Annotated in this window: 8 protein-coding genes and 2 CRISPR repeat arrays; all 8 genes read right to left on the bottom strand. The window is 30.7% G+C overall.

Features of this window, described 5'->3' with window-relative positions; genetic code table 11:
- Nucleotides 1–1,644: a type I-E CRISPR-associated protein Cse1/CasA gene (locus ACTHPI_RS02625; RefSeq protein WP_445352628.1), complete on the bottom strand. Its 1,644-nt coding sequence runs from the start codon at nucleotides 1,642–1,644 to the stop codon at nucleotides 1–3.
- Nucleotides 1,645–1,852: 208 nt separating this feature from the next.
- The gene (cas3, locus tag ACTHPI_RS02620; protein WP_445352627.1) at nucleotides 1,853–4,576 is read right to left on the bottom strand and encodes a CRISPR-associated helicase Cas3'; all 2,724 of its coding nucleotides are present in this window, start codon (nucleotides 4,574–4,576) and stop codon (nucleotides 1,853–1,855) included.
- Nucleotides 4,577–4,723: 147 nt separating this feature from the next.
- A CRISPR array of direct repeats spans nucleotides 4,724–6,155; the repeat unit is 28 nt; unit sequence GTATTCTCCACGTATGTGGAGGTAATCC.
- Between the two features lie 210 nt (nucleotides 6,156–6,365).
- A complete protein-coding gene (locus ACTHPI_RS02615; RefSeq protein WP_445352626.1) occupies nucleotides 6,366–7,733 on the bottom strand; it encodes an FAD-dependent oxidoreductase in 1,368 nt (455 codons plus the stop codon).
- An 18-nt stretch (nucleotides 7,734–7,751) separates the two neighbouring features.
- A complete protein-coding gene (locus ACTHPI_RS02610; RefSeq protein ID WP_445352625.1) occupies nucleotides 7,752–8,399 on the bottom strand; it encodes an NAD(P)-dependent oxidoreductase in 648 nt (215 codons plus the stop codon).
- A 295-nt stretch (nucleotides 8,400–8,694) separates the two neighbouring features.
- Nucleotides 8,695–8,979 carry a CRISPR-associated endonuclease Cas2 gene (cas2, locus tag ACTHPI_RS02605; protein ID WP_445352624.1) on the bottom strand — a complete coding sequence of 95 codons (285 nt, stop codon included), beginning with the start codon at nucleotides 8,977–8,979 and terminating at the stop codon, nucleotides 8,695–8,697.
- Nucleotides 8,980–8,985: 6 nt separating this feature from the next.
- The gene (gene cas1b / locus ACTHPI_RS02600; protein WP_445352623.1) at nucleotides 8,986–9,975 is read right to left on the bottom strand and encodes a type I-B CRISPR-associated endonuclease Cas1b; all 990 of its coding nucleotides are present in this window, start codon (nucleotides 9,973–9,975) and stop codon (nucleotides 8,986–8,988) included.
- An 8-nt stretch (nucleotides 9,976–9,983) separates the two neighbouring features.
- Nucleotides 9,984–10,478: a CRISPR-associated protein Cas4 gene (cas4, locus tag ACTHPI_RS02595; protein ID WP_445352622.1), complete on the bottom strand. Its 495-nt coding sequence runs from the start codon at nucleotides 10,476–10,478 to the stop codon at nucleotides 9,984–9,986.
- Between the two features lie 165 nt (nucleotides 10,479–10,643).
- Nucleotides 10,644–11,342: direct repeats of the CRISPR family, unit length 30 nt; unit sequence ATTTACATTCCTCTTAGGTTAAATAAAAAC.
- A gap of 176 nt (nucleotides 11,343–11,518) precedes the next feature.
- Entirely contained in the window at nucleotides 11,519–13,147 is a 1,629-nt protein-coding gene (gene cas3 / locus ACTHPI_RS02590; protein ID WP_445352621.1) for a CRISPR-associated helicase Cas3', read from the bottom strand.
- Nucleotides 13,148–13,197 lie beyond the last annotated feature (50 nt).

Here is a 13,197-nt window from a genome sequence, read left to right as displayed (position 1 = left end):
CTACCTCCTATTTTTCTTTTTTCGTTTATCAAGGTGAATAACTACATTTACGTGGAAACTATTATACGCAGTGAAGATATTTTCTCTTGATTTTTTATCTTCTTGATCTCTACCCATAATGGCTTTAGAAGGAACATTTGCCACTATTGCTTTAGCTTCTTGAGCTGCCACTTTTTCAAGTTCATTTTTCCACTCTAATATTTTTTTATCTTGATTATCGTCAGCAGATATACTAGCTAGCCACCCATAAAACAAGTTGTTTAATCTATCATAAAAATGACTTGTAACCCTTGATGCAAACGTACTATCAGACAGACCTAATAGGACTGCCGTTTTTTTGGCAAAAATCCATAAATCTTTTCCGACAGTTTGTGTTTGATTGATAGTATTGTCTATTCTTATAGGCCACTTATTTATCAACTCTGGATTTTCATCAAATAAAACATTAAGTTTAATACGCATATTATCTACAACTTCTGCATATGGAGATTGAGAAGTAGCATTTCCATCGCTTATAAGAGAAACAGAAACTAAATCTACATCTAAAATAGAATCAATTATTTTTTTATCTTTTAATACTTGTAACCAATGCATTAACCCTGGCATCAGTTGTGGATTATTTTTACTGTCTTTTTTATATTGATTTACACCAATATATTGGCCAAAGTTTCGCCACATCGCCACATCTAAGTTATTCTTACTTTTTACTGCCGGTTTAAACTTATCAATTTTTTTATCATATCTCCAAGTTGTCATTGGTTCAATACGCGCTTCAACACTATCGACTTTAGGCAATCCCGCAGTAAATATAGTTGGTTCACCAGCATCTGACCATTCAATATGAAGCATTCTTGACCATAAAGTATAAAGTTCGCTAATATTATCAGGAAGTTCTGCTCTCACACGTTTTCTTAAATATTCAGATATGTCATATTCCCAAACAGGCTTTTGCTCCTCAACATTAGTATCAGGATCTAAAACTAAATTATACATTAGGGTTTTAAATAGATTCTCTTGTTTTATAAAAAAAGGATTTAGTCCATATAGCCAACCTGATGAAACAGAGAATTTGTCTTTACTGAGCATCTTAGTCTTATCAGTTACTCCTGTATAGTTTTGGTAGGAAATAATCCAACGAGTAAATTCTGCTAAGCTTACTTTATTTTTATAACTTTCAGATTTAGGGGAGAAGAGAGATGGAGTATTATTACTTTCTGAAACAGTTCTATTCATTTGCTTAATAGCTACTGTTCCTTTTCCATTTTTTATTTGCTTTTTTGGCTCAACATGTTGGTTATACACTTCTTCAGTAACTTGATAAAAAGGTTTTTCACCAAATAAATCAAAACTATCTTTATAACTATTTAAATAGTCGAATACATCTGGTGTAAATTCATTAGACTGATAAAGCTTATTCCATTTTTTAAGTAGTACATTTTTATTATTAGAATCAAAATATACTCTAGTCAAAATAGCCAATAAAAATCTTAATATTGCTAAATCTTGAGACTTAGTATCACCAGCTAACTGACGATACTGCGAAGCATTTTGAAAAACTTCAGATAAAGAAACCAGTTGTTCTTGATCAGCAAAATCAATTACTTTTATCCAAGGTTTCTCAACTAAATTAAAACTAGTATTCATTCAATTTTGTTTCTCCTTTACTATTCAATAAAGTAACATATAACATTGCTATAAAGTAATGATAGTTCTAAAGTAATTAATAATCAAGAGTAAAATAAAAAAGATTATGATTTTATACAATCATAATCTTTTAACCTCATAAAAATGAGGAATACTATCCATAAAATACCAAATAACAGGGTCACCCTCACAAAAGTGAGGAATACATTTATTCTTTTGAATAACTTAAACCATACTTAGATGAGTACTTAATTCTATAACCATTTAAGGTTGCTTCCAAATTTTCATCCAAAGGCAAAATCAAAGATCCTTTTAGCCATACACTATCTTTGTATAAACTATAATAATATTTTTGAGTCAAATTTTCTAATTTTTTGATTGATTTATCAATATTATAAGTAATTGCTCTAGGAAGTCTAATGATTTGTGTAGCAATAATTTTATCTTTTTCAAGACTAGGCAGCTCTTCAATATTTGTACCATCAATTAAATAATCTTTATTTTTAGTATGTTTAAGCAGAATTACTTCAATTGTTTCTTCAATATCTCTAACAGCTGCCTGTGCCTTACTTTCATCTTTATCAACATCTACTTGAGATGAACTTAACCAACCATGTATCGTATCATCGCTATTAGGTTCACAAATTTGAAAAGCTCTTGAGGCTTGTAGCTTCTTTTTATTTTTAGCTTTAAAATCATAATAATCATCTTCAATGTCTTTTATATCAGCATTATTTTCTTCAGAATAAACTAATTGTACCAATTTTGAAATGTCAGTAGGTAGAATTAGTTTATCTTTTAAAAAGTAATCTGTTTTCATTAATAAATATTTATCATAAATTGCCTCATTTGCATCTCCGTAACTACCAAAATCATCAATCCCCATTACATATAATTGTGGCTTTTTCAATTTTTTAGGACGTGAAATATTATGACGATGAAGTCGTCCTGTTCTTTGAAGTAACAAATCCATTGGAGCAATATCAGTAAACAAAATATCAAAATCAATATCTAGAGATTGCTCCAAAACTTGTGTTCCAATCACAATTAATTTTTGTGGTCTTTTTCCATCTTTACCAATTAAATTTTGCAATTTTTGTTCAAGTTTTTCCCTTTCAGTTGCTAAATAAGCTGAATGCAGAACAAGAATATTAACATCATTTGGTAAAAGATCTGTTGCTATTTTAGCTAGTGACTGAGAACGTTTAACTGTGTTTACAATTACTCCTGCTACTCCACCGTCTTTAATACTTTGATATATTTTTTCAACAGTAGCTTCATCAGCAGCAACTAATCTTTTAACAGTAACATCAGTAGGAGAATTAGTACTCTCAAAATCACTAATCTGGGTTAATTTGTCTCCATCTAAAATACTCATTAATGGATATGCACAATTATCGTTCCAACTATCGTCAGCATCTATATTTGGAATTAAATATTTTCCTTCCGCATAAGCCTCTAGTAGTTCATTTCTTCTTTCAATTGGTAAAGTAGCAGATAAGGCAATTATTGGCACATGATAAGAACCCAACCACTTTATTACTTTTTTAAGATAGGAATTCATATATGTATCATAAGCATGAATTTCATCAATAATGACGATTTTTCCACTTAATCCTAAATGTCGTAAAGATAGATGTCTTTGTTTTAATCCCATCAAAAGTAAATGATCAATAGTTCCAATAGTAAAATCTGTCAAGATAGACTTTTTACCAGAAAACCAACTATTAATTACTACTGAGCCTTCATCATCAACATTTTGTGCATCGGGAATTTTTTGGTACTCTTTATTAAATTGTGCTTTACCATGCATCAACTTAATCGGTAAATTTTCTTGTTCTTCCGAAGCAATATTATTTAACCAATCTTGTACACGATTAAACATTGCATTTGTAGTAGCTTGAGTAGGAAGACCAAAAAATAATTCATTTCTACCAGTTTTAGTTGCTAATTCTTCCGCAGCAGTTAATGCTATTTCTGTTTTTCCAATTCCCATTGGAGCTTCAATTATTATCATGCCTGGATCCGTACTATTCTGAATAGCTTCAGACATTGTATATTGAATATTTCTAGGGGTAAACCCAAAACGCTTTTGATACAGTTCATCTGAATCAGTTATAGACTCAGGTTCCCACTTACCAGTATTACTTATCCAATTAAGGATTCCATCTTTAAGCCTCTCATTCATATCTAAATCTAAAAATTTTTGATCTAAAGATATTAATGGAAAGCTCGAAGCTAACCAATCTGCCATAATAACTAAGCCATTTAAAATAACAGCTTGAGATTGACTAACTTCTGGTAAATCATCTAAGCTTGATAATTCACAAATATCTAATCCATATTCAATTAATTCTTTTTGAGTTGATTTCCATTTTTCTTGGATTTCATTATTTTCACCATCATATTGTACATAATTACTTAAGTATTCTTGATATTCATCATCAAAGTCAAAAAACTCTGCTTGAGGTATACCGTGGTGTCCACCTATGATGGCTCCTAGACTTTCATTTAGTCCATTTTCTTCTAGAATAACTTCTCCTGCTTTAGCATGAGGTGTATCTCTATCAGAAAATTCATCCATTACATCCTCTAAATTCTCAAATCCACTTTCAATTAATTGCTCTATTAACTTATCATCCAAATCTTGACTATGATTATACGATTGTTTAGTTTGAAAAACTGGAGTCGCTTTACCTATATCATGAATAAAGCCTAAGAATTTAACTAAATTTTGAGCTAATTCTTCATTATCAATACTTTCTTGAATTATTCGTCGTTGTCCTTCATTTAAATAATGGTTATACAACCAATTAATCACATTCTTAGTATCAATCATATGAGCAATTAATGGAAGCCAAAGTTCGTTACCATCTTCATTTATTGATTTTTTCCCCCACAATGTTTGAGCTGCTATAGATAATCTTTTCATTTTTTCCTCCTAAAATTAATAATTATATTCTATCACTATTAATTTTTTATTCTCAAATCACAACTAATTATGGTAAACTAATTTTGAAAGTGATTATTTTTTGAACTTTCGTAAGATAAGAATGGCTTTAAATCAAGGATTGTGTAGGTATTCTCCACGTATGTGGAGGTAATCCTTTTACGTCTGAAGTTTGTGCTAAAGTATTGGAGTATTCTCCACGTATGTGGAGGTAATCCCTGTCTTATCAGCTTTATAGCCATCAAGAGATGGTATTCTCCACGTATGTGGAGGTAATCCAAGATAGCTATTATGAAGCTCTTCCTAATGAGTGTATTCTCCACGTATGTGGAGGTAATCCTTAACAATACTTACACTGACATTAAATTATACTGTATTCTCCACGTATGTGGAGGTAATCCCGTTAAAGATGACGATGTTGAAACTATGTTAAAGTATTCTCCACGTATGTGGAGGTAATCCCGAAGACGACCTTATTGATTTTCAAAACGTTAAGTATTCTCCACGTATGTGGAGGTAATCCCTTTAGTGTCAAATAGCCCACAAGCTAATTATTGTATTCTCCACGTATGTGGAGGTAATCCAGTTAAGGAGAGCTTAACAAAAACAGCACTATTGTATTCTCCACGTATGTGGAGGTAATCCTATCACGTCTGTTAATTCAACTAATTGTTTATTGTATTCTCCACGTATGTGGAGGTAATCCTCTTATTTGGAGACCAGCAGCTAAAGCTCTTAAGTATTCTCCACGTATGTGGAGGTAATCCCGGATATTGTCAACATTTTTTACATTGCGTGATGTATTCTCCACGTATGTGGAGGTAATCCTAATTGGGTCATGTGTGATTTCTTGCGGCAATAGTATTCTCCACGTATGTGGAGGTAATCCTCTAGCAAGTTACATTGTGAATGGAACAAAGTAGTATTCTCCACGTATGTGGAGGTAATCCTGAGAGTCTAGAAGTTTTGAAGCAAGACGATTTGTATTCTCCACGTATGTGGAGGTAATCCCTTTGTTCTAGCTAAAACACCAAATTTAGTATTGTATTCTCCACGTATGTGGAGGTAATCCTCTTAATGTATAGTTGACTTGTTGAACTGCTTCGTATTCTCCACGTATGTGGAGGTAATCCTAGAAAAAGGTGTCGATATATTCTGTGAAAAATGTATTCTCCACGTATGTGGAGGTAATCCCCATTTATTAGTATATGATGGAGTTATAAAGTCGTATTCTCCACGTATGTGGAGGTAATCCTGAGTTCTTTTCCTTACCTCAGCTTCTAATTATGTATTCTCCACGTATGTGGAGGTAATCCCGTGTACGGCGGCAGCTTTTACTTCAACCGTGAGTATTCTCCACGTATGTGGAGGTAATCCTTTTAAGCGTGTATATATGCGACCTTATAAAGAGTATTCTCCACGCATGTGGAGGTAATCCTAGTGTTGGAGATGCAGTTGCACATGCTACACAAGTATTCTCCACGCATGTGGAGGTAATCCCGTGACCGTAAATTTTACGACTTACAGCGTTTTGTATTCTCCACGTATGTAGAGGTAATCCTTTAATACATATTCCATATTTTTATTTAAAAAAGTACCTCATAATCATTAGACCCATGTCTGACAATTATGAGGTATTCATTTTTAAAATATTTTTTTATAAATAACCAAATATTTTGACTTGAAAAACAAACGACTTTCAAGTCAAAATAAATATGAACCCTAAGATCTTTGTGAATCTGAAGGTTCATATTATTATTAAGCTAACTAATTAAACTATTTGATCATAATTTAAAGCTTTTTGAGCTGCTAAATTAATTAAATTCCACTGTTTATCAAAGCTTGGTGAGAAGAAGAAATCAGCTTCTGCTAAGTCTTCTAGTGTTAACTTTTCTCTAATTGCTAAACTTAATACATTAGCTTGTGCCGTAATATCATAACTAGAAAGAGTAGATCCACCTAGAATTTGATGACTATCAGCATCATATACAATTGAAAGATATCCCTCTGGGTTATCTTTTTCTGGAATATATGCGGGTCTAAGATGGTCTTTAAAGATAACTTCACAAGCATTAATACCTGCACGTTCTGCCATTTTTTCACTTAATCCTGTAGTAACAGCATGCATGTTAAATGCTTCTAAGACCTGTGCTCCTACAATTCCAGCAAATGGACGAGATGGAGTTGTTTCAAATAAGTGTTCAACAACATATTGTGCTTCATGACGAGCGGCAATTGCTGAAGGAATTGGAACACGGCGGTTAGCTGGAATACTAAATGGAAATACTGCATCACCAATTGCATAAATATCTGGAGCACTAGTTCTAAAGTATTCATCTGTCTTAATGTAACCATTATCATATAGCTCAACAGTTCCATCTAACCATTCAGTATTAGGATTTACTCCTACAGCAATAATTACTAAGTCAGTCTTAATATCCCCATTATCAGTTTTAACTGCTTCTACTTTTTTATCACCGCTAAAACCAGTAACCTTAGTTTCCATTGCTAAGTTGACACCGTTTTTGGTTAAAACTTTCTCAAATATATCTGTATAGGTATTATTCAAATAATTTTCAAGAGGTTTTTTGCCAGCATCAATTAAAGTTACATTCTTACCGGCTTTAGCCATCACTTCTGCAGCAGCAATTCCGTTACCTGCACCAATAATTGCAACATTATGGATAGAGTCATCTTTTTGAGCTTCATCAATTTTTTTAGCCCAATAATATCCACGCATTAAATCAATATTTTCAAGATTTGCCCCTGGCAAGCTTAACTTAGCTGGGTTTACTCCTGATGAAATTATTAATTTATCATATGGAAATTTTGCTTCTTCTCCAGTTTTAACATTTTTAGCAGTAACAGTATTTTCAAAAGTATTAATGCTTACTGCCTTTGTATTATTATAAATGTGTCCATTTTTATTTTGTAATTGTTCAGGTCTAAAGTTTCTTACATCATTAATACCTGTAGTTTTTCCTTCTAGATAAAGTTTCATTCCACAAGACATAAATGAAACATAATCAGATTGTTCTAATATAGTAACATCTACATTTTGATAACGATTTAAAGTTTCAAAAGCAGCCTCATGACCACCATGTGAAGCACCGATAATAACAACTTTGCGCTTTTCCATATAATAACCTCTTTCTAGTTATTTATTAGCAATAGTAATTCTTTCTCTTGAATGTTCTGGCTTAATTATTTCTTTAATCACAACTTCAGCCATTGTTCCTGAAGTAAGCTTTGAATCGCCTTTATCATTATAAAGAAGTTCATCTTTGCCCAAAATGTAGTCAGTTGCAGGACCTGCTTCAAACTGCATTGCAGGAGAAATGCCCAACCAATCAGCATCATCAACTTCTTCAAGGTATTCAAGTTCTTTTAATTGTTCTACTGGTGTATTAATCCAAGCATCTGAACCTGGAAGAGCTTTAATATCTTCAACTACTCTGTGGTGATCTTCTCCAGTATGAAGACTACCTGCACCTAAAATGAAAATTACTCTAATATTATTTCTACGAGCAATGCTGATTAATTTTTTAGCTAAACGAATATGAGCAGCAGCATTATCTGGCGTAGTACCAAATGCATCTACTATTACATCAAATTTGTTGAGCATACTTTCTGGCATATCAAGAATATCACCAGAAATTAAATCAACATTATCACCCAATACTTCATGAGCTTTCTTTTCATTTCTAATAATTCCAACTGGGCTTAAATCTGAATTTTCTTCGGCAGCTTTGAAGATTGCACTGCCTGCCATGCCTGAGGCACCTATAATACCTATTCGTTTCATAATGATCTCCTTTTTTAACGTCTTGAATACACTTTCAGCATAACACTTAATTATCAATTTTTTTAATAATAAGTCTTAAAAGCGCTACCATTTTTTAAAAAAGGTGTTAAAATAGTATTTGGAGCTACTAATATAGTAACTCTTCAATTCCCATATCTTTTCAGATATATTCCATATTTTTATTTAATTCATATTATGTATTTTAGCAAGATTCACCTCTAAATATTGCTAAAAGCTTATATCACTCATATTCAATAAAAAAGGAAGGCTAATGTAGCCTTCCTTTTTTATTGGTTTAAAAGAAGTTATCAGTTAATTCACTCAAATCTACACCTATAAATTCTTTTTTCAACCATTTTTTATTATTATTCTTAAAAATAATAACTGAATCAATATCCTTACGAAGCCAGTTATCAAGTTCTGATTTTAATTTTTCTAACTGTGCTTTTGTTAATTCTCCTTCAAAAACTGATTTCTGGACATGACTTAGATATTTCTTACATATTTTAAAAATATGACGAGAAACTTTTGCTCCTACTTTGTCTTCTGATGAAATATCATATACTAATATTATATACATAATTAATTACCACCAAATTTTAAAGGGTTCATAAACTTCACCCTCAATCAAAGATTTAATTAATTTATAGCATTCTAATCTAATCAAATGGCGATACGAAACTTTTCGGTGTAAGGTGCGATGATGTATTTTATTTTTTAAATAATTATCATATTCACGTAAAACTTTTTGTTTTCCTTTATTCTTTAAATAACAGTAATTAGATTTTTGCTCAAAATCTTTTTCAGTAATTATTTTTTTATTAATCAAAGAAAAAATCAATCTATCTACAATAAGTGGTTTAAATATTTCTGATATATCTAAGCACAACGAAAATCGACGTTCCATAGTGGTATGAAGATAACTGATTGTCGGATTAAGTTGCGTGACGTAAATTTCTGATATACAAGTTGTATACATTAATGTATTTAAAAAAGAAATCAATGTATTAACCATATTATCTGGCGGTCGCCTAATACGTTTAGTAAAATCTGCCTTTCCATTAAAAATGGTATTCCATGCACTGTAATATGACTTATGAATTAAACCTTCTAATCCCATTAATTCTTTAATATCTTGTACACTATTTATTTTTCTCTGGAGCTCTTCTATATTATCAATATAAGACTTTAAATTAAATTTTTTTCGATTATAATATTTTAAATTTCTAAGCAAATTTTGTGTAGCTCCCAGCACAAACTTCTTAGCATAATATAATCGTCTTGTACTATTTTCATAAGCCATCACCTGTCTAATTAACAAGGTACCAGATACATTCTGTTCTCGAGGATAAAATGAGCCTGTATAATAACCATAATAGTTGAAAAAGTGAATTGGAATTTTATTTTGTGATAAATAATTTAAGCAATCTGTATTCACTTGTAATTTACCAAATATATAAATATCTCTTGTAACTTCTATTTTTAAGTCTTTATATTTACCATCATCTTTAACCATTCTGATAGTATTATCTTTTCTTTCGAGTTTTCCGCTTGAAAATAAATAATAATCTTCCATAATTTATCTCACTTAGAAAAACAGTACTCATAAAATGCACATGACTTACATATTGGCATAAGGTGGGGCTTTTCGGGCTTTTTTTGCTCACAAATATATTTTATATCTGCAATATATTTTTCCATTTGCTTTCGGTCGTCATCTGTATAATCAACTTTCACACACTTTTTAAGTAAAGGATAATCTAATAACCCCTTCGAAATATTTATTCCCTTTTTACGTAGATAATAGATGTAATACTTTAATTGCCAGAAAGATGCTGGTTCAATAGCATTACTTTTCTTTACTTCGTGAACAGTTTGCCAATTTTGGATTAAATCAATATTTATTTGATTGTCCATGGCAACATGGTGAAGACCTTCATTTACATAACTCGTTTTATCAAGTATGCTTCCAAGTTGAACTTTTTGACTAGTCTCTTCAAATTGAATTTGATGAGTAAATAGCCATAACTTTCTTTTACAAACAAAATAGTAATTTACCATATTTCCCGTAACTCGCACTTTTGTATTCGCCTTCTTTTCATAGCATATCATAATGCGCTTACATATAATTATTGCACAATATTAAGAAAATTACGAATAACTATACTATAGTATAATAAATAGAATTTTCCTTAGGTTAAATAAAAACTTGATGAAGCTGGAATTCTTTTTAATGCTCGTGATATTTACATTCCTCTTAGGTTAAATAAAAACGACTTATCACTTGCAATATCAGTTACTCGTGCGTGATTTACATTCCTCTTAAGTTAAATAAAAACAAAGAGAAGGATCCAGAAAGGCTTAAATTACTCAAATTTACATTCCTCTTAAGTTAAATAAAAACTTTTCTTTAATAAAATTTTTCCTAGCTATCTTATGAATTTACATTCCTCTTAGGTTAAATAAAAACAAGAATCTCAGCATGAATTGTACTAAATAGTTAGGATTTACATTCCTCTTAGGTTAAATAAAAACCATACCCCTGCAGTGTACGCTTTGAAAGTCTAAAAAGATTTACATTCCTCTTAGGTTAATAAAAACGTCATCTTCAGTTGTAGTTGTGTAGTAAGCCTTAATATTTACATTCCTCTTAGGTTAAATAAAAACCCTAAACATCGTGCTATGTTATCAGCATTAAATTCATTTACATTCCTCTTAGGTTAAATAAAAACGTGAAATATAGTTTCAGTGTTCCCGGTCAACCCGTATTTACATTCCTCTTAGGTTAAATAAAATTAGGTTAAATAAAAACTACTGCTGACCAGCTCAAGGCTGTATCTGATGCGTAATTTACATTCCTCTTAGGTTAAATAAAAACAAGAATCTCAGCATGAATTGTACTAAATAGTTAGGATTTACATTCCTCTTAGGTTAAATAAAAACCATAAGCTAATTTTTACCTGCTACCTCAACAATTATAGACCTATTTCTGTCTATCTGTCTAATTTAACTAAAAAATATACTATAATTTTTAGATTCTCCACCAAATCCTTTTACAGTAGTGTTTATAGCATCTGTCTAACTACAGGTATAATTCACTTATTGGACATCGACAGACTTTAAATAAAATTATCATCTTCTTCCTCTTTTGACTTATTCAAAGATAACCCAGTTTCTGAATTATAGTTAAAAACTTTAGCTAGAATAATATATCCCAGTTCTTGTAAATCTTTATTTTTAATTATTTCACTTTTATCAAGTAGATAAACAGGAAAACTTACAGTCATAGAATTTAAATAATTTTTTAGTTTTAAATTTTCTATTTTCAACTTTGTAATATCATTTGAATTTTTGTTTTCGTTCTTATATAAAACTCTTATTTTTTGTTTATTACGATCAAGTTGAATCAACTTATCTGTAATTTCAACCTTATTATCTAAGTACACTTGCTCAGGAATTACATCAACATTATTAATTCCTCTAAATCTAGAAACTATATCTTTCTTTATAAGTTCCGTTTCTTCAATATCTTGTAAATACTTAATTGAATTTTCAATTCTACTAATAAAATTATCATCATCTACTGAAATTTTTTCACTAGTATAGTTCGTATTAATTAAATTAATCTTATCTTGCTCTGTTAAAACACCATTCAAATTTTTAACTGCATTTTTACTTATGCTGAACATTGTCCAATCAACTATAGAATGCTGTCCTCTCTTAATCCCTGAAGTAGCCTTATTACCACCATCAAAAATATAAACGTTGGGATTTTCTCCTTTATAGTTTCGTTTACGATAACAACGTCCCATTCGCTGAAATAATCCATTTAGTTCTGATAATTCTGTCAGTAATAAGTCAAAGTCAATATCTAAAGAAGCTTCTACAACTTGAGTGCCAATCCAAACTTCTAAATTATGATTGGTCGTTTTGCCTGCATGAATAATTTCGTTTTCTTTTATACTGCGATCTTTTCTAATAAATCTACTATGAATTAAGTGAACATCAACACCTACTTCTTTTAGTTCTAAATATAACTTATTAGCCTTCTGAACAGTATTGCAAACTACTAATGTTTTCTTTCCTTGAGCTTTTTCTAAAATATCTTTCGATTCTAACTGAGCATGGATAGTTTTTACATTATGACGATGGTTAATTTTTGAATCTAAAAATGGTTTTTCAGGCATTGTAAATTTTAATCCATGTATATTCAACAAATCTAATATGAATGGGGCCAAAGTTGCCGTCATGATTTCAAACTTTCCACCATATCTTTGAATTTCTTTTAGACCATATATAATATATGCTAACAATGTAGGAGAATACATTTGTATTTCATCAATTACTACTTTAGAATAAGCTAAAGTTGCCATCTTAGGTTCATAATTAGAATAATGATAAACAAAAGAAAAAACTTGATCTAGAGTAGCAATGGACAATTGTTTTGACCATTGTTTTTCTTCTTCAATATATTTTTGAAAGTCACTATAGTTATTCTGATTACCAAATTCAGCAATAGCTTTAGAAACCATGTCAGAATGTATTAATCCAAGTGAATTATATGATTCATTGTTAAAGACAACATTCTTAATTCGATGATAAATAGCATTTATTGCACTCTTTAAAGGTAATACGAAAAATGACTTTCCATTTCCTAACCATCTTAAAGCAGCTTCTGTTTTACCTAATCCTGTTTGACCAATAACAATAATACTTTCATCTTGATGTTTGAAAGTCCATTTCTGCATTTCATTCCAATTAGCCTGAGGTTCAGATTTTCTCCAATGTTGCAAAATAT

This window comes from Lactobacillus sp. PSON (assembly GCF_052615405.1).
The sequence above is the reverse complement of the archived record's forward strand: the minus strand, read 5'-3'. Positions and strand labels throughout refer to the sequence as shown.

Coding starts and splice junctions, on each gene's coding strand:
- ACTHPI_RS02625 (WP_445352628.1), bottom strand. CDS start 1,644: ATGAATACTAGTTTTAATTTAGTTGAGAAACCTTGGATAAAAGTAATT.
- cas3 (WP_445352627.1), bottom strand. CDS start 4,576: ATGAAAAGATTATCTATAGCAGCTCAAACATTGTGGGGGAAAAAATCA.
- ACTHPI_RS02615 (WP_445352626.1), bottom strand. CDS start 7,733: ATGGAAAAGCGCAAAGTTGTTATTATCGGTGCTTCACATGGTGGTCAT.
- ACTHPI_RS02610 (WP_445352625.1), bottom strand. CDS start 8,399: ATGAAACGAATAGGTATTATAGGTGCCTCAGGCATGGCAGGCAGTGCA.
- cas2 (WP_445352624.1), bottom strand. CDS start 8,979: ATGTATATAATATTAGTATATGATATTTCATCAGAAGACAAAGTAGGA.
- cas1b (WP_445352623.1), bottom strand. CDS start 9,975: ATGGAAGATTATTATTTATTTTCAAGCGGAAAACTCGAAAGAAAAGAT.
- cas3 (WP_445352621.1), bottom strand. CDS start 13,147: ATGCAGAAATGGACTTTCAAACATCAAGATGAAAGTATTATTGTTATT.